Origin of the sequence: Jiella endophytica (assembly GCF_004519335.1) — a bacterium.
Classification (GTDB): Bacteria; Pseudomonadota; Alphaproteobacteria; order Rhizobiales; family Rhizobiaceae; genus Jiella; species Jiella endophytica.
Window position 1 is genome coordinate 70,769 of record NZ_SOZD01000007.1, and the last position, 21,797, is coordinate 92,565.

The following is a 21,797-nucleotide window of genomic DNA, read 5'->3' on the forward strand; positions in this document are numbered from 1 at the left end:
ACGGGGCGCCGGAGGTCTGTTTGAGGTCATCGGTCGATGGACGCGTTCCTTACGCCATCCGGCAAGGACCTGCCAAGCACCAACGCTTTCGGCCGCGGCAGGAGCAGCGTCCCTTTCAGGTCGCGTTCAGCCGAACCGGCGGATGTCCGCCGGCTATGCCGGGCGGCAGGATTGCTCGATCCAGGATCGCGTCGCCGCGTCGACGAAATCGACTTTGAAGCCGAAGATCGCCGGCGTCTCGTAGGGGTGGGCATCGCGGATCAGCGCCGCGCAGGCCTCGAAGAGATCCGCCCTCGTCTTCACCTGCAGCCGCCACTCGTCCTGGCGCTCGCGCTTGGCCTTCCACCAGTAGCGGCTGTCGATCTCCTTGACCGGGATGTTGCAGCAGGCCGCGAGCTTCTCGTCGAGCAGCTTGCCGGCGATCTCCCGCGCATCGAGCAGCGAGGGACAGGTGACGTGGATTTCGACGATGTCGGTCATGGCGTCCCCGGCTGGCTCGTCGATGATGCAGCAGATGGCTTTGGTCCAGTCACAAAAGACTGGATGCGGGACTGGAAGGTGACGAGCCCTGCAGTGACGGCAAAACCGATAATCAGGGCCGTGACGATGAAGCCTTTGCCGGGAAGATGCGACACACGCTCCTCAAGCCGAGCGAGCCGATCACGGACGTCCTTCATGTCTGTGCGAAGTTCGGACACGTCCTGTTCAATATGCCCCACGCCCGCTTCGAGCTTGGCTACACGTGCTTCCATGCCGTCGCCGCCTCCTGCTCCACCGGCATCCCTGGGTCCACCGCCGTCTGGAAACTGGACGATGTTGTCGTCAGCCACTCGGATTCTCGTTGAGCCAATTCACCACCACGCTTTTTGCATGAGGCGAGACGAATCCGCAATTCGCACAATGCAGGACGATGGTGGTGTAGACACCCGAGATATTTCCGCTGGCATCTGTGATACTCAAGCCAAGCATCTGGCCGTTTTCATCCTCCTGCGGATATATCCACTGCCTCGTGTCACACCTGGGGCAGGGCTGATCGCTCCCGATCGTCGCATCCAAGAAACGCCTGATCTCTTCCGCGGTTAAAGGAGATCGGATCGTCTTCATAAATTACATCTCCATGCCGAGATGTTTTGCCACCGTGTGGACGTCCTTGTCGCCGCGGCCGCAGAGATTCATCACGATGATCTGGTCGCGGCCCATCGTCGGCGCCCGCTTGATCACCTCGGCCAGCGCATGGGCGGGCTCCAGCGCCGGAATGATCCCCTCGGTGCGGGTCAGCATCTGGAAGGCGGCGAGCGCTTCGGTATCCATGATCGGGACGTATTCGACCCGGCCGGAATCCTTCAGCCAGGAATGCTCGGGCCCGATGCCCGGATAGTCGAGGCCGGCCGAGATCGAATGGCCTTCCTTGATCTGGCCGTCGCCGTCCTGGAGGAGATAGGTGCGGTTGCCGTGGAGAACGCCCGGCGAGCCGGCCGTCAACGAGGCGCAATGCTCCTCGCCGTCGAGCCCCTTGCCGCCGGCCTCGACGCCGACGATCGAGACATCCTTGTCGTCGAGGAAGGGATGGAAGAGACCGATGGCGTTCGAGCCGCCGCCGACAGCGGCGACCAGCATGTCCGGCAGCCGGCCCTCGGCCGCCATGATCTGCTCGCGGACCTCCTTGCCGATCACCGACTGGAACTCGCGCACCAGTTCCGGATAGGGGTGGGGGCCGGCGGCGGTGCCGATCAGATAATAGGTCGAATCGACATTGGTGACCCAGTCGCGCAGCGCCTCGTTCATCGCATCCTTTAGCGTGCCGTGGCCGGCGGTGACGGGGATCACCTCGGCGCCGAGGAGCTTCATGCGGAAGACGTTCGGCGCCTGCCGCTCAACGTCGGTGGCGCCCATATAGACGACGCAGGGCAGGCCGAAGCGGGCGCACACCGTCGCCGTCGCGACGCCGTGCTGGCCAGCGCCGGTCTCAGCGATGATCCGGGTCTTGCCCATCTTCCGAGCGAGCAGGATCTGGCCGAGGCAGTTGTTGATCTTGTGCGAGCCGGTGTGGTTGAGCTCGTCGCGCTTGAAGTAGATCTTGGCGCCGCCCAGCTCTTCCGTCAGCCGCTCGGCGAAATAGAGCGGCGACGGCCGGCCGGTGTAGTGCGTGTTCAGCCCGTCCAGTTCGGCGCGGAATTCCGGATCGTTGCGCGCGGCGTTCCAATGCTGCTGCAGATCGAGGATCAGCGGCATCAGCGTTTCGGCGACGAAGCGGCCGCCGAACAGGCCGAAGCGGCCCTCTTCGTCGGGGCCGGCGCGGAAGGAGTTGGGCAGTTGCTGGTTCATGGTGGCCTTTCAGGCTGGCGTCCCGGCGGCGATCCGGCCCAGCGCGTCGAAGAAAGCGTTGATGCGGCCGACGTCCTTGATCCCCGGCGCGCTCTCGACGCCGGAGGAAATGTCGATGCCGCAGGGGCGCGCGATCCGCATCGCTTCGGCGACGTTCTCCGCGTCGATCCCTCCGGAAAGCATGTAGTCAAGATCCGGGTCAAGGGTTCGAAGCAGCGTCCAGTCGAAGGAAACGCCGTTGCCGCCGGGAAGGTTCGAGCCTTTCGGGCGCCTGGAATCGAGCAGGATGCGGTCGGCCACCGTCCGATAGCGCGCGACGACATCAAGATCGGCGCTCTCGGCGACCGGTAGCGCCTTCATCACCTTCAGCCCGGTTCGCGACTTCACCTCGGCAACGCGCTCCGGCGTCTCGCGGCCATGCACCTGCAGCCAGTCCGGGCGCACCTCACCGGCAAAGCGGGCCAGAAGGTCGTCGTCCGGATCGACGGTGACGATGACGGTCTCGGCCCGGCCATTAACGAGGCGAACGAGATCGACCATCGGCGCGATGTCGAGGTGCCGCGGGCTCTTCTCGAAATGCACGAAGCCGACATGCGAGGCGCCGCGGGCGAGCGCCGCTTCGAGGGTCTCAGGCGTCGACAGGCCGCAGATTTTGACGTCGGTTTGCATGGGAAGGGAAGTGGCATCGAACCGCGGCGATGTCGAGAGCGGAGACGAATCCTGTCCTGTAGGCGAGGTGCCAGCGGCTAGGGCATTGCCGAGATCGATGTATCATGGTGATATATGGGGAGGCATCGGGATGCCTGCCCGTTCCTGCGGCAGAAGGAGAACGCTTCTGGCCTGGTCGACCCGCGACGCGACGGATGCCATTCGCAGCATCGCCAGGTCCGGCGACCTTGCCCTTTCGTACAGCTTGCATGCGCGCAACCGCCTGCTGGAGCGAGGACTGGTCATCTCCGACGTCCTCTATGCTCTGAGAAACGGTTTCGTTCGTCGTCCGGCCGAGCCGACAACCATTCCGGGACAGGATTGCTACCGGATGGAAAGCAGAACTCCCAACAGCGGCGCGCGATCGATCGGCGTGGTGGTGATCCCGGAGCAGGTGGCAGCAAAGCTTACGATCGTTACCGTGATGTGGCTCGACGAATTCGAGACACGCGCCGGATCGATCATCGGAGAATAAGATGACGAGGCATCATTACGTCGAGAGCGGTCTCGACAATGTCTATATCGAGGGTATCGCGGTCGAACGCGACGCAAATGGCGAAGAGATGGTCACCATCCCTGCCGTCAATCAGCTTCATCGGATCATTTCAGTCGCGATCATATCTCATCCGAAAGGCATCAGTGGCCCGGAGCTGCGGTTCCTGCGCAGCGAGATGGGCCTGACACAGGCTGAACTCGCCGCGATCGTCCATCGCGACAAGCAGTCGATCGGCCGTTGGGAACGCAATGAGATCGAGATCGACCCGACGGCCGAGACGCTGATCCGCCGGATGGCGATCGAAAAGCTGAAGCTGCCGGTCGACGTCGGCATCGAGCTCTTGGCGCAGCGCAGCGTTCCCACAGCCGAAGCTCAGCCAATCACCATCCGCGCGGCGGATGGCGGGACCGCCGGCTACTCGCTCGCCGCATAGGCAAGGTCGTCCACGTCCGGTGGTTGCACCGATATCATCGCTATCGACGGGCGCATCGGGTCGCGACCGCGCCCTTTCTTACCCCGCCCGGATCGCATGCAGCCCCGAGCCGTGCCGCTTCAGCCAGGCCTTGCCGGCCTCGGTATGCGGGCAAAGCCTTTCGCAGAGCGCCCAGAATTTCGCGCCGTGGTTCATCTCGACGAAATGCGCCACCTCGTGGGCGGCGAGATAGTCGAGGACGTCCGGCGGCGCCATGACGATCCGCCAGGAAAAGGCGAGGCGGCGATCGTGGGTGCAGGAGCCCCAGCGGCTGGTCGTATCCTTGATGCTGATCGACTTCGGATGGAGGCCGACGGTTTCGGCATGACGCCTGACCGCTGCCTCGAGCTCGCGGCGCGCCAGGCGCTTCAAAAAGTCGACGACCCGGCGGGAGAAATGACCCTCGTCGCCGCCGACGAGGAGCTGCCGCTGCACGCCTTCGACATCGGGCGTCGCCGCGCCTCCCGGTTGAGGCGTGACCTCGTCGAAGCTGAGCCCGGCGGCCGTGAAGAGATCATCAGCCGAGGTACGGTGGTTGCCGGCGTCGGGAGACAGCATCCCGCCGGTGCCGGGCAGCGTCTGGAGCCGCGTCACCAGCCGGCCGCCGCGATGAACGAGCAAAGTCGGCTCGCCATGAAGGGGGATCACCGCCCCCGGCGCGATGATCACCCGGTCGGGGGCGCCGGAGATGCGCTCCTCGACCCAGCCGCGATGGCGCTCGAGAAAGGCGCGGATCTTGCGGGCCGAAAGCCCCCGCGGCACCGTGACGATCAGGCTGCCGCCGCCCGGCGCGATGCGCATGATCATCCGTTTCGCCCGCGGGTTCTTGCGGAATGTCAGTGGTAATGCGCCGCCGGCGAGTTCGATCGTCTCGGGCAGCGGCGGTTCCGGTTTGCGGCGAAGAAGCTGGGGCATCAGGCGCCTGGCGATCATCCGGCAAGAGCAAAAGGGTGGCGCGGCAAGGGCGGACCGGGCGAGTTTGCAACGCCCGCTCCGACGCGAATCCCCCGCGCCTCTCGAGGCAAGTCTAGCCCACAAAAATGGCGGCGGCACCCCGGGGGATGCCGCCGCCATTGTCATCACGTCAGCGTCGCATTGATTGGCCGCCGACGCTTTGGCCTCAGGCCGGATGGCCGTCGACGATCGGGCCCTCACGGCCATTGTCGGGGCCGCTGTCGCGGGAGCGGCGATCGCGCATGAAACGATCGAACTCTTCCTGGTCCTTGGCGCGGCGCAGCTCGCGGGCATAGGCCTCGAACTCGGCGGCCGCCTCGTTCAGCTTGCGGCGCTGCTCGTCGAGACGGGCAAGCTCGGCCTCGCGCCAGTCGTCGAAGGCAACGTTGCCGGTCCGCTCGAAACCGAAGGGCTGCTTGAACCCTTTGCGCTTCATGCTGCACATGAACTTGTCCGTCGAAGTGTTGACATCGCGCTTGAAGCCTTCGAGACGCTCGCCCCACAGGATGTAGGCGAGCATTGCCAGTCCAATCGGCCACCAGACAAAGAATCCGCCGACCATCACGGCAATCGTCACCGGCGTCCAGGCCGGGCGGATCAGGGCTTGTGAAGTCATCGCAGTCACGTTCCTTTCGAATATGGCCGCGACAGCAAGCATCGCGGGAGAGCGACCTCTCGTTTGTTGGCGATGATTGAAAGATGGTGAGAGGTTTTTCGCCGTTCAATGCTTTCGGCAGGAAAATCGATGAGCCGATCACCGATTGTCGAGAACGCCATTCCGGGGGCGCCCATCCGGTTCTCGTGGCAGACGTCAGCGGATGCCGCGTACCGGCGCCGACGGATCGTCAGCCGAGGCCTGGCTCGCGGAGCTTTCCAGGGTTTTCAGAACATCCTTGACGACGAAGTCGGCGGCATGGGCAAAGGCTGCATCGCTGTCGCCGCGAAACGTGATCACCCGATCGAAGACCAGGCGGTCCTCCGCCACATCGAGCACGTCCACCCGGCCGAAGCCGACGAGGGTGCTCATCTTGTGCACCTCGCCGAAGACGAAATAGTCGGCGCCGGCCTTGCGGGCCTCTTCGAGCAGCGGCGCGGGACGCTTCGTGCCGACGCTGCAGGCTTCGGTGTCGATGCATCCGAGCGACACGGCGGCGTAGCGGTCCCCGGTCAGCCCATCCTCCAACGCCTGGCGGAAGGCCTTCAGGCGAGCCGCGTGTTCGGCGGTCTGGTCGCGGACCTCGCCGGACGTATCCTCGTAGTCGAAGGCTGCGACGGCGATCGTCGGCGCCGCCGTGCTGCCGACCTTGGCGGTCTCGGCACCTGCCACGGACGGGTCCGCGCTCGCGGCCAGCGCGGCGATCGCCAGCATCCTCACCCAGTTCCGCATGATCTCCTCCCGATCCGGCCGCGCCTTGCGCACGGCATCCCTTCCTCGCGGCGGCGCCTCAGTTCTTGCCGGCGGCGCCTTCGGAGGCCTCCGCCCCGCCGCCATTGGCCCATTCCGGCAGTTCGCCGGCGGTGACGCCGAACAGCGTCGTCAGCATCAGATATCCGACCGTCGAGATGACGATCAGCGCGGCGAGATTGTGGAAGCCGCCGAAGCGGACCATCTGCGGGATCGTCACCTTGCCCGAGGCAAAGACGAGGGCATTGGGCGGCGTCGCCACCGGCAGCATGAAGGCCATCGAGGCGGCGAGCGCCGCCGGCACGCTCAGCATCAGCGGGTTCTCGCCGAGGTCGAGGGACAAGGCGGCGACCAGCGGCAGGAAGGTCGCGGCCGTCGCGGTATTGGAGGTGAACTCGGTCAGAAGCAGGATCACCAGCGCGACGATCAGCACCAGGCCGATCAGCGGCACGGCGCTGCCGACGCTGCCGAGCGCCTCGCCGATCCATTTGTCGAGGCCGGTGCTGGAAACGGCCTTGGCGAGCGACAGGCCGCCGCCGAAGAGGAGGAGCACGCCCCAGGGAAGGTTCGTCGCCGTCTGCCAGTCGAGCACCGCATAGCCCTTGCCGCCCGGATCCCTGCGCTCCTTCCCGGCGGGGATCAGAAACAGGAGAAGCGCCGCGCCGATGGCAATGCCGGCGTCGTCGAGCCCCGGAATGAGATCCTCGAGAAACGACCGGCCGATCCACAGGATCGCCGCCGCGAGGAAGACGGCGCCGACCACCGCCTCGCCGCGCGACCAGCCGCCGAGATCGGCGATCCGCCTGCCAATCAGCTCGGCGGCGCCCTCGATCTCGCGCCGGTCGAGCCGGACGAGGAAGCGGGTGAGGAGCAGCCAGGAGATCGCCAGCATCAGGATCGCCACCGGCACGCCGATCAGCATCCAGCGCCCGAAGCCGAGGTCGTAGCCATATTCCTGGCTGAGGCTGCCGGCGAGGAGCGCATTGGGCGGCGTGCCGATCAGCGTCGCGACGCCGCCGATCGAGGCGGCGTAGGCGACGCCCAGAAGCAGCGCCAGCGGAAAGCGGCCGATGTCCTCGCCGGAGCCGGTCTCGCCCTCGAGCAGCCTTGCGACGGATAAAGCGATCGGCAGCATCATCACCGTCGTCGCCGTGTTCGACACCCACATCGACAGGAACGCCGTCGCCAGCATGAAGCCGAGGACGATCATCGGCTGGCGCGAGCCGGTCCTGGCGACGATGTTGAGGGCGATGCGGCGATGGAGGTTCCACTTCTCCATCGCCGCCGCCAGCATGAAGCCGCCCATGAAGAGAAAGATGATCGGATCGGCATAGGGCGCGGCCGCGGCCTCCATCTCGACCGCGCCGAGAAGCGGAAAGAGGACGAGCGGCACCAGCGCCGTCGCCGGCACGGGGATCGCCTCGCTCACCCACCAGACGATCATCAACGCCGCGACGGCCACCACCCGCCAGGCTTCCGGCGACAGGCCCTCCGGCGCCGGGAACAGCAGGAGAGCGACGAACAGCGCAATCCCGATCAGCGCCGGAACGAGCCGGAGCGAGCCCTCTTTGCCGGTGTCATCGCCTGGAGCCTCGCGGTCCGTTTTCGACGCTTCGCCGGCACCCATACGCTGTCCTCCCGATCACAATCGCCGGTTATGATCTGGCAGACTGACTGCCGGGAGCAAGGTGCAGCGCCGATCGCCGACGGAATTCCGACACCGAAATGACGTCACCCTGTCGCCCGGCCGTTGCAGCCGGCAGCTAGGCTGAGGCCCGCCATCCACCTTCGGGAGACGCCATCATGCCGATGATCCGACGCGCCATCCTCCTTTTCGCCGCCATCGCAGCCGACAGCGGTGCGGCCCTTGCCGAGACCGCCGCAAAATCGCCGGTCACCGCCGCAGCCGCCATGGCCGAGGCGAGCGTCGGCGTGCGCCCGCTCGCCCTCGTCGACGGGCTCGAAGACGGGCCGCTGAAGGACAGGCTTTCCGCCTGCATCGGCAAGCCGACGAAGCCGACCGAATGGTCGATCGGCCATCGCGGCGCGCCGCTGCAGTTTCCCGAGCACTCGCGACAGTCCTATCTCGCCGCAGCGCGGCAGGGCGCCGGCATCATCGAATGCGACGTCGCCTTCACCAGCGATCGCGAGCTGGTCTGCCGGCATTCCCAATGCGATCTCCACACCACCACCGACATCCTGACGCGGCCGGATCTCGCGGCAAAATGCAGCCAGCCCTTTGCGCCGGCCGATCCGGCGAGCGGCCGCGCGGCCAGCGCCAAATGCTGCACCTCGGACCTCACCCTCGCGGAGTTCATGACGCTGAAGGCGAAGATGGATTCCTCCGACAAGACGGCGACGACGCCCGAAGCCTATCAGGGCGGCAATCCGACCTGGCGCACGACGCTCTATGCGCCCGGCGAGGTGATGAGCCACAAGGGCTATATCGCTCTGATCAAGTCGCTCGGCCGCAAGTTCACCCCCGAGCTGAAGACGCCGGAAGTCGCCATGCCCTTCGGCGGCGACTACAGCCAGGAAGCCTATGCCAGCCAGATGATCGAGGACTACAAGGCCGCGGGCATTCCGGCTTCGGACGTCTTTGCGCAGTCCTTCCGCCTTGATGACGTGAAATTCTGGATCGCCCACTATCCGGACTTCGGCAGCCAGGCCGTCTATCTCGACGACCGCGACGAGACCCTGCCGGGCTTCGACCCGATGCAGCCGGAAAGCTTCGAGCCGACGATGGCCGAGCTCGCGGATGCCGGCGTCAAGATCATCGCGCCGCCTTTGTGGATGCTGGTGACCGGCAAGGACGGCGCCATCGTCCCCTCGCCCTACGCAAAGGCGGCGAAGAAGGCCGGCCTCAAGATCATCACCTGGTCGCTGGAACGCTCCGGCCCGCTCTCCGGCGGTGGCGGCTGGTACTATCAGAGCATTGCCGACGTGGTGCATTCCGACGCCGACATGCTGCGGCTGCTGGATACGCTGGCGAACGACATCGGCGTCGTCGGTGTCTTTTCCGACTGGCCGGCGACGACGACCTTCTTCGCCAACTGCCTCGGCCTCGACGGCTTGGGAACGGCCAGCGCCGGAAACTGACCGGCACTCCGCCTTACGACCTCTATTTGCTGGAAAGCCGCCGCGAGACAGCCATAATCGGCTTGTCGCGCCTGCGTCGGCCCGAAAATCGAAATCGTTTTCGAAAGCGCGATGCGGTGATTGAATGACCCGGAGCGTCCCTGGCGCGTCCGATTGGACGCTCCAGGCGACGTTTCGGGCGCCATGCGGCGAGGAATGCAGATCGATGGGTGAATGGCAGTGACGGAAATTTGCGGCGGGGCTCGCAGCTCTGAAGAGTGTCCCTGCCGCGCGGCAGGAGGTCGCCGGCAAACGGATGTCACCCCTGGCGGGGCGTTGCCCGGCACCCAGAAGATCATGCCGGGCTGACTGCCGTTGGACTGGAGCGAATCGATCGACGGCTATTGCGAGCGGACCTCCGCCGCCTTCTGGGCCGAACCGCTGAATGCCTGGTCGAACCTTGCCTTCATCGCCGTCGCCTTTCTCGGCTACGGCCTGTGGAAGATGCGCGGCGGCAGGGACAAGGCGAGCGAGGCGCTGTGCCTCCTCGTCGGGGTGATCGGCGCCGGATCCTTCACCTTCCACACCGTCGCGACGCGCTGGGCGAGCCTTGCCGACGTGATCCCCATCGCGGTCTTCATCTACGGCTATTTCGCGCTGGCGCTGCGCCGCTATTTCCTGCTGCCGCCGCTCGTCGCGGGGCTCGGGACGCTCGCCTTCTTCGCCGCATCCTTCGGGGCGGAGCCGGCGCTCGCCGCCATTGCCGGTTCCTCGGCGGGCTATTTGCCGGGGCTGCTGGCGATGCTTCTCATCGGCGGCATTCTCGTCGCCCGGCACAGGGAGCCGGGGCCGCTGATCCTTGCGGCCGGCGCGACCTTCTTCGTCTCCCTCGCCTTTCGCATGGTCGACGAGCCGGTCTGCGCCGCGCTGCCGACGGGCACGCACTTCCTCTGGCACATCCTCAATGCGGCAACGCTCGGGCTGCTTGTCGCCGCCGCGATCGACACCGTCCCCGCCTCGGAGCGCCGAACCACCGACCGCGCGTGACGACCTTCTTTCCAGGAACTCCGCGTGTGGACGCGCCGCTCAGGCCGGCGGCGGGCCGGCGAGGAGATCGTCGACCCGACGGTCGCGCAGCGCAGAGATCGTCTCGATATCGCCCATGTCGAGCACCCGCAGCATGCCCTTCAGGATCCGCGCCGGCAGATGCGGGCCACCATAGACGAGGCCGGTATAGAGCTGGACGAGATCGGCCCCCGCCTCGATCTTCATGATCGCGGTGCGTGCATCCTCGATGCCGCCGACGCCGATCAGCGGAAAATCCGGCCCGACGGCGCGGCGAAAGCGCGCCAGAACCCAGGTGGAGCGTCGCATCAGCGGCCGGCCGGAAAGGCCGCCGGCCTCGCCCGCGACGGGATCTTTCTCGACGCCGTCGCGCGACAGCGTGGTGTTGCCGACGATCAGCCCGTCGACCTTGCGGTGGCGGGCGGCATCGGCGATCTCCTCGATCTGGTCCTCGGTCAGATCCGGCGCGACCTTGACGAAGACCGGCTTGCGCTCGCCCGCCGTCATCGCCGCATAGCCGTTGCGCGCCGCGACCACCGCCTTCAACAGCCGGTCGAGCTCGCTTCCCGACTGGAAGGCCCGCAGACCCGGCGTGTTCGGCGAGGAGATGTTGATCGTCAGATAGCTGGCGAAGCTCTCGAAGACGTTGACGCCTTCCACATAGTCGGCGAGCCGGTCTGGCGAATCCTTGTTGGCGCCGACATTCACGCCGACGATGCCGGGCTTCTTCGCCCGCGCCGCCAGCCGCTCGGCGGCGTCGGCATGGCCGTCATTGTTGAAGCCGAGGCGGTTGATCACCCCGCGCGCCTTCGGCAGCCGGAAGATTCGCGGGCGGGGATTGCCCTCCTGGGGCTGCGGCGTCAGCGTGCCGACCTCGACGAAGCCGAAGCCGAGCTTCAGCGCCGCGTCCGGCACCTCGGCGTTCTTGTCGTAGCCCGCCGCAAGGCCGAGCGGATTGGGAAAGCGGATGCCGGCGACGTCGACATGCAGCCGGCCGTCCACAGGGATGTCGAGATCGCGGATCAGGCCGCGCCGCAGCGCCTCGATCGACAGGCCATGGGCGCGCTCGGCATCGAGCCGGAACAGCGCCGGCCGGGCAAGACGATAAAGAAGGCTCATGCGGCCGGCCTCGTTACGGGCTTGAACGCGCTGGGGCGGCCATTACCGCATCGCGCCGGGAAAGAGATGGTGCCCGTCCGCCCCGATCGGCAGATCCTCGACCCAGAGCACCGCGGTGATCGGCAGGCTGGCGTAAAGATGCGGAAACAGCGCGCCGCCGCGGGATTTTTCGTATTTCAGCGCATCCCCGAGCAGCGCCGGATCGACGGCGACGAGGACGAGATCGTCGATGCCGGCAAAATGCCGGTCGGCTGTCTCGCGGACCTGGGCGCTGGTCGAGAAGTGGATGTAGCCGTCGGCGAGATCGACGGGCGCCCCGTCGAGCCGGCCGGCGGCCTTGGCTTCGGCCCAGAGGCCGCGGGGCAGGATTTTGTAGATCGTCCGTTCCATGGAAAACAGCGGTGCCAAACAATCGGCGGAAAATCAATTCGCCAGGCGTCACATCGTGGCCACCCTGGCTTGCGACACTACTGGTCGAGACGGCAGCGGCAAGCTCCAGCCGGTTGCAGGCGGGCCAGCGCCGGCTGGCGGGGAAGCGGGGAGATGGCGATGACGAACGGCCACAGGACGACTGCCCTTCGGATGCTGGCCGGCTTTGCCGCAGCCAGCTTTCTCGCCGGTCCGGCGCTCGCCCAATCCGCCATAGGTGAGATGCATGGGGGCGCGATGCATGGCGGCGCGATGCATGGTGGCGAGAGCGAACGCCCCGGCCGCTACGAGATCGTCAGGATCGACGGTGTCGTCGCGAGACTCGACACCGCCACCGGCCAGCTCGCCAGCTGCCGGGTGGCTGCCGAGACCATCCGCTGCGGCAAGGCGCCGGCGGCCGGCGAGCCGCAGCCCTTTGAGGCGCGGATCAGGGCGCTGGAGCGGCGGGTCTCGGCGCTCGAGAGCGAGCTTGCCGAGGGCGGCTCGGCGCTGACCGGCAGCGACGAGACCGACATTGCGATCGAGCGGATGCAGAAGCTGTTCCGGGGTTTTGCCGACATCGTCAAGGAACTCGAAGAGGGTCGCGAGGACGGGGCCAAGCCGCTGCCGAACCGCACCTGAGCGGGCCGGGCGATCGCTTCGAATTGCCGCAAGTGGGCAGCCAGATCGGTCCTCGGACTTCCATCGCGCCAGGCCGACTGGCTCGATGAGCTCACGGGCCCAGACGGGCGCACGGGCAGCGTCCATCCTGCGGGTTCGGATCGACGCCCGGGGTCATACCTGCTCATCCACGAACTCCGCCGGCCCGCCCTTATGTGCTCCCCCCTTGCGAGACCTCGGCTCCCGCACGCTTGCCCCGGTCTCGCGCGAAACACCGGCATTGCCCCGACCCCGTGCCGTAGATGGCTGCCCCACCGCCGCTTCGCCGGCACATGACCGGACGGTGACAGCCTGCCCTCGCCCGGTCGCCCGACCGGCAAAGCGAAATCAGGGCTTGAAGATGCGGGCGTTCTGTCATATCCCCGCGCCGTTCGAAGACGGGCCGCAACCGGGCCCGGGCGCTCACCTCAGACCGCTTCGCGACGAGAGCCTGCCGGGCCTCATGCGGCCGCAGGGTGTCAGACGTCTTTCGGATTGGTGAGGTGGCCGAGTGGTTGAAGGCGCACGCCTGGAACGCGTGTATACGGGAAACCGTATCGAGGGTTCGAATCCCTCTCTCACCGCCACTTGCCCTCTGTCCGGCCCGGAGACATGGGTACCGGATCGTCCCGAAGACTTGCGGCGCAGACCTCTCACGACCATCGCTGTTCCGGAAACCGACCAAAGATGCCGGATCGGTCTTAGCCAGCGACGGAGAGGTATCCGCCTGGAGCGCAGTGCGTCCAACTAAACGGCGCTCCCTGTCGACGGGGCGCCGTGCGATCGACGATCCTGAACTCTTTTGCGCGGATTGCCAGGCGGCCTGCCGGCGCTTCGCGGGCCATCGTGGCTGCGTCTTGCCGAGCGCCACCTATCTTGGAAAGCTATAGCGCCGGCGAACGAACCATCATTGTCGTCGCGGTCGGAACGCTGGCCATTTCCAAAAACCATGCCGCGGCGCGAGCGCATATGCCACGGGTAGCAATCGCGGCTACCTCAATCCAGAGCCAAGGCGGCCGCGGGACGGCTCGGCGCCAAGCCATATCAATTCGATATAGCTTCCGAGGAATATACTATTATGCCTCGCCAGCGCTTCGCCGATAGGTTCCGGCCGAAGCATGGCCTTGATGGGGAGGACCATGCCTTCGGCAGATTGCGCCGTCGAACCGACGGCTCGACGAACAGGGAGGAAGGAATATGGTCACCAAGCCAAAGGGGGCGCTCGGAGCGTTTGCTCTCGCCATGCTCTGCAGTGCCGCGTTCGGCGCCGATGCATCGGCGCAGGACGGCCCGGTGAGGCTCGGCATCCTGACGCCGAAACAGGGCGCCAGCGCGTCGATCGGTCAGAGCATGGCACGCGGCGCCGAACTGGCGATCGAGCTCCATGGCGGCAAGGTTCTCGGCAGGGACATCAAGACCGTCTGGCTCGACGAGGCGAGCCCGCAGGTGGCCCAGCAGAACATGCAGAAGATGGCCGACGACTATAGCGTCGCCGGCGTGGTGGGCGGCAATTCCAGTTCCGCGACGCTGGCGATGATGCCGGTCGCCGAGCGCGAGAAGATCCCCTTCATTTCCGCCGGGTCCGCGGCGTCCGAGGTGACCGGGGCGAGCTGCAACCGCTATACGTTTCGCACCCAGGCACCCGTGCCGGTGCAGGTCTCGGCCGTGTTCGACCGGCTGAAGGATCAGAAGCTCTATTTCATGACGCCGTCCTACGCCTTCGGCCAGGACGTGCTGCGCACGGCGCGCTCGATGCTGGACGGTGTCGGTGCCTCGGAAGCCGGCAATGACGAAGTCCCGGTCAACACCGCCGACTACTCTTCCTACATTCTCAAGATCCGCCAGGCCTCGCCAGATGCCGTGTTCGGCGCCCTCGTCGGCCTCGATCTGTCGAACTTTTTGAAGCAGTGGCGCGAACTCGGGATGCAAGGCGAGATCCCGGTCTACGAAGTCGCCGTTTCGGACACCGACTTCTGGGACATCGGTCCGGACGCTTCGACCGGAATCCACGTGAAGCCCTGGTACTACAACGATCCCGCCAATCCCGACGTCGAGAAGAAGTTCGTCGAGGCCTATGAGGAGGAGCACGGCCAGCCGCCTTCGGACAAGGCCTGGTCCGGCTGGTTCGCGATGACCGCCATGCTCGATTCGATCGAAGCTGCCGGCAGCACCGATCCGAAGGAGGTCGTCAAGCAGATCGAATCCTGGACCTACGACGCCGGCGAGTTCCCCTATTACTTCCGCAAATGGGATCACCAGCTCATCCGCCCGTCGGTGATCGTCCAGGTGAAGGACGAGATCACCGACAAGTGGGACTACATGAACGTGATCGGCACCTCGACCAGCGGCAAGGAGGACACCCTCAAGGCCTTCGGCACGCAGGAAGAGATCGGCTGCAAGATGGGCGAGCTCTGAGCCAAGCCCGGAGAAGGCGCCACAGCATCGGCCCGAAAATCGGGAACGATTTTCTCAAAAGCACGATGCGGTGATTCGATCACTTTGAGCGTCCCTTGTGCGTCCGTTCGGACGCACGGCGCTCCAGGCGGCTTCTCCCCCTTGCTGTCGGCAACATCCCGACAGCCAGCAGATCGCCCCTTCCGAAAGCGGAACCTTATGGAAATCATCCTCTCGCAAGCCGCCAACGGCGTCGTGCTGGGAGTGATCTACATCCTGATCTCGGTCGGGCTGTCGATCACCTTCGGCATGCTCGGCATCATCAATTTCGCCCACGGGGCGTTCTTCGCCCTCGGCGCCTATTTTTCCTATGAGCTCGCCAGCCGCTTCGGATGGAGCGCGGCGATCGCGGCTCCGCTTCTGGCCGCGGCCATCGGAATGCTCGTCGAGGTCGTCCTGATCCGCCGTCTCTACGGCAAGGAACCGCTGCTCAGCCTCGTCGTCACCTTCGCCCTCGCTCTGCTGATCGAGGCGGTGATCCGCTCGGTCTGGGGCACCGGCGGACGGCCGCTCTCGCCGCCGGCGATCTTCAATGGCATCGTCGAGATCGGCCCGATCCTGATGACCACCTACCGCTTTGCGGTGCTCGTCATTACCGTCGCCGTCCTGCTTGCGCTGTGGGCCTTCCTGGCGCTGACGCCCTATGGCCGGGTGATCCGCGCCGGCAGCCGGGATCCGGAGATGGTCGACATGCTCGGCATCAACCTGCCGCGCGTCTTCACCGCCGTCTTCGGCCTCGGCTGCGGCATTGCCGCGATCGCCGGCGTTCTCGCCGGGCCGCTCTGGACGGTGTCTCCCTCGATGGCCGCCAACGCCATCATGCCGGCCTTCGTCATCGTCGCCATCGGCGGGCTGGGGTCGTTCAGCGGGGCGGTGATCGCCGGGCTGTTCGTCGGCATCACCACGGCGCTGACCGTCCAGTTCTGGCCCGAGGCCTCCTCGGCGGCGATGTACGTCCTGATGCTGCTCATCCTCCTCGTACGCCCGCGCGGTCTGCTCGGCACTCAGTGGGAACGTTTCGAATGAAGATGCCCGCAGTCTTGAAGCATCCGGTGCTGGTCAGCACGCTGGTGCTGCTCGCCCTGAGCCTGTTCACGCTCTGGGAGGGTGACGCGATCACCTACACCACCAAGATCACCATCTACGTCCTCTATGCCATGGGCGTGAATCTGATGATCGGCTATATCGGCCTGGTGCCGTTCGGCGCGTCCGTGTTCTTCGGATGCGCTAGCTACGCGGTGGCGATTTCGCTTTTCGGACCGGTCGTCAACAACGAGATCGTCGCGCTGCTGTTCGCCGCCGCCTTCTCGCTCGTCGCGGCGGTCCTCCTTGGCGCCGTCATCCTGCACCGCACCGGGGTCTATTTCGCCCTCATCACCCTCGCTCTGTCGCAGGTTGGCTACGAGGTCGCCTTCCAGTGGACGGACCTGACCGGCGGCGAGAACGGCATCCAGGGCGTGCCCCGCCCGCTCTTCACCGATGCCCTGTCGTTCCACTGGTTCACCGTCGCGCTGGTGATCCTGCTGATCGCCGGCATGTGGCGGCTGGCGCACATCCCGTTCGGCCGGACGATGCAGGCGGTGCGCGACAACGAACAGCGCGCCATGACCCTCGGCTACAACACCTTCGCGATCAAGTGGATCGGATTTGCCATCGGCGCCACCATCGTCGGCATCGCCGGCGGCCTGCTCGCGCTTCTCTTGCAGGGCGCCTATGCCGACAACATGAACTGGCAGCGCGCCGGCGATCCGGTGCTGATGGCGGCCCTTGGAGGCGTACATCATTTCCTCGGACCGCTGTGGGGCGCCATCACGTTCCTGCTGCTCGAGGAGCAGCTGAGCGTCATCACCGACAACTGGTGGCTCTATTTCGCGCCGATCATCATCATCTTCGCGATCCTGTCGCCGGAGGGGATGCAGGGCATCTTCCTGAAGCTCTTCAAGCGCGACCACTGGACGCTGACCCGCAACACGGTCCCGCCGATGCCGTCCAGCATCCAGCCCTTCACCGCACGGACCGGCGAAAGCCGCGAGGCAGGCGCCGCCGTGCTGGAGGTCCGCAAGCTGTCGAAGTCGTTCGGCTCGATCGTCACCCAGAAGGACATCTCCCTGGCGTTTCACGAGCGCACGCTGCACAGCGTGATCGGCCCGAACGGCGCCGGCAAGACGACGTTCTTCAACCTCCTGACCGGGCTCCAGCGACCGGACGGCGGCCAGATCCTCTTCCGCGGCAAGGACATCACCGCCCTTTCGACCCACAAGCGGGCGCGGCTCGGCATCGCCCGGTCCTTCCAGATCATCAGCGTCTTTCCCAACCTGACGGCCTTCGAGAACGTGCGGATGGCGGTGCAGGCCGGCCGCAAGGGTACCATCGCCTTCTGGCGCGACGCCCATAGCGATGCCGCGATCTGCGAGGAGACCTGGTCCATCCTCGACGCGGTCGGCCTTCTCGACCGCGCCTCCAGGCCCTGCACCGAACTGCCGCATGGCGAGATCCGGCTTCTCGAGATCGCCGTCACTTTGGCAGGCAAGGCGGAGATCCTGCTTCTCGACGAGCCTCTGGCAGGCCTTGGCGAGAGCGACCGCATCGTCGTGTCCGACCTGATCAAGAAGCTCTCGACCACCCATCCGGTGGTGCTGATCGAACACGACATCGACCGTGTGATCGCGATGTCCGACCGCATCACCGTGCTCCACGAAGGGCGGCTGATCGCCGATGGCGAGCCGGCGCGAGTCGCCCGGGACCCGGCGGTGATCGAGGCCTATATGGGCAGCGGCAGTTCCGAAACGGTGCCGGCGGGATCGGCCAAGGCCGCAAGCACCGATCGAACGGCGGCCGAACCGCTGCTCGAACTCAAGGACGTCAGCGCCGGCTATGGCGGGGGCACCGTTCTCGAGGGTGTCGACATGGTCATCCGCGAAAACCAGGTGGTCGCCCTGCTCGGCCGCAACGGCGTCGGCAAGACGACGACCCTGAAGACCATCATGGGCACGATCCACCCCAAGCGCGGGCAGATCCTCTTCGGCGGCCGGGACATCGGCAATCTGCGGCCTGACCTCATCAACCGCGCCGGCATTTCCATCGTGCCGGAAGGACGCCGGCTGTTCCCGAACCTCACGGTCAACGAGAACCTCGCATTGGCCGCGCGCAGCGGCGGTGCGAGCCTCGAGGAAATCCACGACCTGTTCCCCAGGCTGCGCGTTCTGACCCGCTCCAAGGCGCAGAACCTTTCGGGCGGCGAGCGCCAGATGGTGGCGATCGCCCGTGCGCTGATGGTGCCGAGCCAGCTCATCCTTCTGGACGAGCCCTATGAGGGACTGGCGCCGGCCGTCGTGGCGGAGGTGAAGGCGGCGGTCCGCACGATCAGCACCCGCAGTTCGCTGCTGATCGTCGAACACCATGCCGACGAGGTCATCGCCCTCGCCGACTGGGTCTACGTCCTCGTCAACGGCAAGGTCGCTTTCGATGGCGCGTCCGACGAACTCGCCGGCAATCCGACGCTGAAGGATCAGCTTCTCGGCATCGCCGCCTGACCGGGGGCGCACCCAGCCAACCCATACCGGCCGCATCCCGAAGAGGTTGCGACCGCCGAACGTAACGATCAGCGAAGACGGGCATGATGACTGACAAGGGTTTCGTACTGGTCACGGGGGCTGCGGGCCTGCTCGGCCGCCATATCGTCAGGGACCTGACGGAGGCCGGCTACCGGGTCAGGGGATTCGACCTCGGCGTCGGCCCCGAACCCTGCGAATGGATGGTCGGCGACGTCACGTCCGCCGCCGATGTCGCTGCGGCCGTCGACGGGGTCGACGCGGTCATCCATGCCGCCGCCCGCGCCAATATCTGGAGCGGCTCGGGCGAGGAGATCATGCAGACCAACGTGATGGGCACCTGGCAGGTGTTCGAGGCGGCCCGCAAGGCGGGGATCGGCAACGTCATCTTCTGCTCCAGCGATTCCGTTGTCGGCTACACCGTGCGCGAAGGCGCGATGGTGCCGCCGCGCTACATGCCGGTCGATCTCGATCATCCGCTGCAGGCGACGGATCCCTATGCGCTGAGCAAGATCATCGGCGAGGACATCGCGCGCTCTTACACCCATTGGGGCATGAGCGTGGTGGCCCTTCGCACCGTCTTCGTCGCCTATCCGGAGATGGAGGGGGAGATCCGCGCCCGCCACGCCGACCCGCAGGCCTACAAGGGCACCCCGGCCGGGGGACCGTCCAGCGCAGGCGGCGGGGCCTTCTACAACTATATCGAGCCGCGCGACCTCGCGCGGGCGTTCCGCCTCGCTTTGGAGCGGCCGGTCAATCCTGGCGAATTCCGCGCCTATTTCATCGCCAATGCCGAGACGCTGTCGCCGGAACCGACCCTGGAACGGGCACGGCGCCTGCATGGCGACGCGATCGCGGTCCGCGATCCCGCGCTCTACCGGAACAGGCCGTTCGCCAGCCTCTACGACACAGAACTGGCCGCGCGCGACCTTGGCTTCGTCGCCCGGAACAGCCTGCGGCATCTGGTCGAGGAATGATGCGTCCAGGACGGCTCCCGGCGCCAACGAAAGGAAGACGAGGATGAAGACGATACTGGTGACCGGCGGTGCCGGCTGGCTCGGAGGCGCCATTGTCCGCAAACTCGTCGGGCGCGGCGACCGCGTGGTGGCGGCCGATCTGCGCTTTGGCCCCCAGGCCGAGGCGCTCGCCGCCGGCAATGCCAACCTCGTCAATGCGACCCTCGACCTGACCGATGGCGAAGAGGCGCGTCGCGTCATCGGCGAATACCGTCCGGATACGGTAATTCACTGCGCGGCGATCGTCGGCGTCCTGCAATGCGCCGACGCGCCGGAACTGTCGATCCGGGTCAATGTCGGCGGCATGGCCAATCTTCTGGAGGCGATGCGACAGACCGGCGTGCGGCGCATGATCCATGTCTCGACCGAGGAGACATACGGCGACTTCGAGCGCCCGGTCATCGACGAGGACCACCCGCAACGGCCGAAGAGCATCTACGGCCTGACCAAGCTCGCGGCGGAAAATCTCGGCCGGACCTTTGCCCGCAACCATGAAATGGAGTGTATCCATGTGCGGACCTGCTGGGTCTACGGTCCCGACCTGCCGCGTCCGAGAATGCCGAAGACCTATGTCGATGCCGCGCTCTCCGGCAAAGCGTTCCGGCAGGCGAGCGGCGGCGATTTCGCCGTCGACCAGGTCCATATCGACGACACGGTCGACGGCATCGTGCTGGCCCTCGACAAAGCGGACCACCGTTTCGATACCTATCAGATCGCCACTGGCGAGGCCCCGACGCTCGGCGACGTCGCGGATATCGTCAACCGCGCGGTTCGGGGCGCCAGCGTCACCGTCGAGGCGGGGCCCTATTACCTGGACGACAAGATTCTCTCCGTCGGAAAGGGCGCGCTAAATATCGCCCGGGCCAAAGCCGAACTCGGCTTTAAGCCGCGCTTTCCCATCGAGCGGGGCATCAGGCTGCTGATCGACGAAGCGCGCAACAGCGCAGGGCGGCGCTAATGCTTCGGACGCGGCAAGACCTGACCGATGAAGGTGCAACCGGGCCAGGACCCGTCGGCCGTCAGGTCGTGGGACAGCTGGTTGATCTCGTCGACGACCACCCGGGCCGCCGGAAGATGGTCGGTGGCGGAAGAGCTGTAGAGATAGTTGACGCGGGTCAGCGAGACGTCGTTCACACGCAGGCATCGCCAGCGCGAGGCGAGGTCCATGCCATGAACCTTGATCGCCGCGCTCGGCTTGATCGTCGCGCCCATGCCGCGGGCGAGGCACTGCATCAGGACGGTCAGGGAATCGATCTCGGCGATCGGTGCGATGGTGATTTCCAGCCGCTCGAACTCCATGTCGATGCGCCGACGCAGACTGTGCTTGCTGCTGGGCAGGATCAGCGGCAGGCCGGCGATCTCGCGAAGCGAGACGCTCGTCGTCTCGAAGGGAAAATAGCGCTCGTCCATCGGCAGGACGAGGAACAGCTCCTCGCGCAGCAGCGCCTCGCAGGACCAGCCGGGGACCCCCTCCTGGGTGAACAAGACGGTGATGTCCAGATCGCCGGCACGGGCCTGCCGCTGAAGATCGCCGCTCAGACCCTCGACGAGATTCAGCTGGATGCCCGGCTGGCTTTCCCTCAGGCGTTCCGTCAGCGCCACGCCGATATTGGCCATGGTCGTCGGCGGCAGACCGAGGGTGACCAGCCCGGTGATGACGTCCTTGGTCTCCCGCGCCGAGGTCATCGCCTGTTCGATCTGGCGAAGGATGGTCTTGGCCTGGCGGTAGAGGATCCGGCCCGCGCTGGTCGGGCTGACGCCGCGGCTCGAGCGGATGAGGAGCGGCGTTCCGACGTCGTGCTCGAGGCGCGAGATCTGCTGGCTCAGAGCCGGCTGGGCGATGTTGAGGCTGCGGGACGCCTGCGAAAAGCTGGCACCCTCGATGATCTCCACGAGGTAGCGCATCTGGCGGACGTCCATGAACCGCTCGGTGCGTCTGCCACCGCTGTCGGGCGCGTTGTCGACAACTGCATCCATGGCCACCGTAAATCACCCTTGTCCTGGAATGGAGCCGAGGATCGGGCGGAAGGCCGTATCGCCTTTGCGCGCCAACCGGACCGAAGCGGCGTCCGCGCCCGGCCGTACC

Annotated in this window: 22 protein-coding genes and 1 tRNA gene; 11 read left to right on the forward strand and 12 right to left on the reverse strand. The window is 66.1% G+C overall.

What is annotated here, in order from left to right:
• Positions 1-153 precede the first annotated feature (153 nt).
• Genes cutA through E3C22_RS20330 form a run of 5 tightly spaced genes read right to left on the reverse strand, consistent with a single transcriptional unit; the run spans position 154 to position 2,994 of the window.
• The gene (cutA, locus tag E3C22_RS20310; protein ID WP_134763715.1) at positions 154-480 is read right to left on the reverse strand and encodes a divalent-cation tolerance protein CutA; all 327 of its coding nucleotides are present in this window, start codon (positions 478-480) and stop codon (positions 154-156) included.
• On the reverse strand, positions 477-830 hold the full coding sequence (locus E3C22_RS20315) for a hypothetical protein (protein ID WP_134763716.1): 354 nt from the start codon (positions 828-830) through the stop codon (positions 477-479). Before E3C22_RS20315 ends, cutA begins: the two co-directional genes overlap by 4 nt.
• On the reverse strand, positions 823-1,104 hold the full coding sequence (locus tag E3C22_RS20320) for a hypothetical protein (protein WP_134763717.1): 282 nt from the start codon (positions 1,102-1,104) through the stop codon (positions 823-825). The genes E3C22_RS20315 and E3C22_RS20320 overlap by 8 nt, the downstream gene beginning before the upstream one ends.
• A 3-nt stretch (positions 1,105-1,107) precedes the next feature.
• On the reverse strand, positions 1,108-2,325 hold the full coding sequence (gene trpB / locus E3C22_RS20325; protein ID WP_134763718.1) for a tryptophan synthase subunit beta: 1,218 nt from the start codon (positions 2,323-2,325) through the stop codon (positions 1,108-1,110).
• A 9-nt stretch (positions 2,326-2,334) separates the two neighbouring features.
• Positions 2,335-2,994 carry a phosphoribosylanthranilate isomerase gene (locus E3C22_RS20330; protein WP_134763719.1) on the reverse strand — a complete coding sequence of 220 codons (660 nt, stop codon included), beginning with the start codon at positions 2,992-2,994 and terminating at the stop codon, positions 2,335-2,337.
• Between the two features lie 130 nt (positions 2,995-3,124).
• Between E3C22_RS20330 and E3C22_RS20335 the strand changes: the two genes are divergently transcribed.
• Both E3C22_RS20335 and E3C22_RS20340 read left to right on the forward strand, forming a co-directional pair.
• Positions 3,125-3,508 carry a DUF4258 domain-containing protein gene (locus tag E3C22_RS20335; RefSeq protein ID WP_134763720.1) on the forward strand — a complete coding sequence of 128 codons (384 nt, stop codon included), beginning with the start codon at positions 3,125-3,127 and terminating at the stop codon, positions 3,506-3,508.
• A 1-nt stretch (position 3,509) separates the two neighbouring features.
• Complete coding sequence (locus tag E3C22_RS20340; RefSeq protein ID WP_134763721.1) at positions 3,510-3,962, forward strand: helix-turn-helix domain-containing protein; 453 nt, start codon at positions 3,510-3,512, stop codon at positions 3,960-3,962.
• 78 nt (positions 3,963-4,040) lie between these two features.
• Here the strand turns inward: E3C22_RS20340 and E3C22_RS20345 are convergent, their stop codons facing one another.
• From E3C22_RS20345 to E3C22_RS20360, 4 genes are all read right to left on the reverse strand, one after another.
• A complete protein-coding gene (locus E3C22_RS20345) occupies positions 4,041-4,916 on the reverse strand; it encodes a M48 family metallopeptidase (RefSeq protein ID WP_245515107.1) in 876 nt (291 codons plus the stop codon).
• Between the two features lie 205 nt (positions 4,917-5,121).
• A complete protein-coding gene (locus E3C22_RS20350) occupies positions 5,122-5,571 on the reverse strand; it encodes a DUF2852 domain-containing protein (RefSeq protein WP_134763722.1) in 450 nt (149 codons plus the stop codon).
• Positions 5,572-5,766: 195 nt separating this feature from the next.
• Positions 5,767-6,375 carry a DUF2380 domain-containing protein gene (locus tag E3C22_RS20355; protein WP_167591846.1) on the reverse strand — a complete coding sequence of 203 codons (609 nt, stop codon included), beginning with the start codon at positions 6,373-6,375 and terminating at the stop codon, positions 5,767-5,769.
• 25 nt (positions 6,376-6,400) lie between these two features.
• Complete coding sequence (locus tag E3C22_RS20360; RefSeq protein ID WP_134763724.1) at positions 6,401-7,987, reverse strand: SLC13 family permease; 1,587 nt, start codon at positions 7,985-7,987, stop codon at positions 6,401-6,403.
• A 182-nt stretch (positions 7,988-8,169) separates the two neighbouring features.
• Between E3C22_RS20360 and E3C22_RS20365 the strand changes: the two genes are divergently transcribed.
• Positions 8,170-9,459, forward strand: coding sequence for a glycerophosphodiester phosphodiesterase family protein (locus E3C22_RS20365; protein WP_206027000.1), 1,290 nt, complete (start codon positions 8,170-8,172; stop codon positions 9,457-9,459).
• 354 nt (positions 9,460-9,813) lie between these two features.
• Positions 9,814-10,485 carry a ceramidase domain-containing protein gene (locus tag E3C22_RS20370; protein ID WP_134763726.1) on the forward strand — a complete coding sequence of 224 codons (672 nt, stop codon included), beginning with the start codon at positions 9,814-9,816 and terminating at the stop codon, positions 10,483-10,485.
• 39 nt (positions 10,486-10,524) lie between these two features.
• On the opposite strand, the gene E3C22_RS20375 is transcribed toward E3C22_RS20370, so the two are convergent.
• Together E3C22_RS20375 and E3C22_RS20380 are read right to left on the reverse strand one after the other, a co-directional pair.
• The gene (locus E3C22_RS20375) at positions 10,525-11,622 is read right to left on the reverse strand and encodes a quinone-dependent dihydroorotate dehydrogenase (RefSeq protein WP_134763727.1); all 1,098 of its coding nucleotides are present in this window, start codon (positions 11,620-11,622) and stop codon (positions 10,525-10,527) included.
• A 42-nt stretch (positions 11,623-11,664) separates the two neighbouring features.
• The gene (locus E3C22_RS20380) at positions 11,665-12,012 is read right to left on the reverse strand and encodes a DUF952 domain-containing protein (protein ID WP_134763728.1); all 348 of its coding nucleotides are present in this window, start codon (positions 12,010-12,012) and stop codon (positions 11,665-11,667) included.
• 153 nt (positions 12,013-12,165) lie between these two features.
• Here E3C22_RS20380 and E3C22_RS20385 point away from each other — a divergent pair, with 153 nt between their 5' ends.
• From E3C22_RS20385 to E3C22_RS20415, 7 genes are all read left to right on the forward strand, one after another.
• Positions 12,166-12,672 (forward strand): hypothetical protein, encoded by a 507-nt coding sequence (locus tag E3C22_RS20385; RefSeq protein WP_134763729.1) that lies wholly within the window; start codon positions 12,166-12,168, stop codon positions 12,670-12,672.
• Between the two features lie 515 nt (positions 12,673-13,187).
• Positions 13,188-13,277 (forward strand) — tRNA-Ser (locus tag E3C22_RS20390).
• Positions 13,278-13,887: 610 nt separating this feature from the next.
• A complete protein-coding gene (locus E3C22_RS20395; protein WP_134763730.1) occupies positions 13,888-15,105 on the forward strand; it encodes an ABC transporter substrate-binding protein in 1,218 nt (405 codons plus the stop codon).
• 198 nt (positions 15,106-15,303) lie between these two features.
• Positions 15,304-16,170 carry a branched-chain amino acid ABC transporter permease gene (locus tag E3C22_RS20400; protein WP_134763731.1) on the forward strand — a complete coding sequence of 289 codons (867 nt, stop codon included), beginning with the start codon at positions 15,304-15,306 and terminating at the stop codon, positions 16,168-16,170.
• Positions 16,167-18,677, forward strand: coding sequence for a branched-chain amino acid ABC transporter ATP-binding protein/permease (locus E3C22_RS20405; protein ID WP_134763732.1), 2,511 nt, complete (start codon positions 16,167-16,169; stop codon positions 18,675-18,677). The genes E3C22_RS20400 and E3C22_RS20405 overlap by 4 nt, the downstream gene beginning before the upstream one ends.
• An 83-nt stretch (positions 18,678-18,760) precedes the next feature.
• Positions 18,761-19,672: an NAD-dependent epimerase/dehydratase family protein gene (locus tag E3C22_RS20410; RefSeq protein ID WP_245515108.1), complete on the forward strand. Its 912-nt coding sequence runs from the start codon at positions 18,761-18,763 to the stop codon at positions 19,670-19,672.
• Positions 19,673-19,715: 43 nt separating this feature from the next.
• Complete coding sequence (locus E3C22_RS20415) at positions 19,716-20,669, forward strand: NAD-dependent epimerase/dehydratase family protein (RefSeq protein WP_134763733.1); 954 nt, start codon at positions 19,716-19,718, stop codon at positions 20,667-20,669.
• Here the strand turns inward: E3C22_RS20415 and E3C22_RS20420 are convergent.
• The gene (locus tag E3C22_RS20420) at positions 20,666-21,688 is read right to left on the reverse strand and encodes a LysR substrate-binding domain-containing protein (RefSeq protein ID WP_245515109.1); all 1,023 of its coding nucleotides are present in this window, start codon (positions 21,686-21,688) and stop codon (positions 20,666-20,668) included. The two genes, E3C22_RS20415 and E3C22_RS20420, sit on opposite strands and share 4 nt — an antisense overlap.
• Positions 21,689-21,797 lie beyond the last annotated feature (109 nt).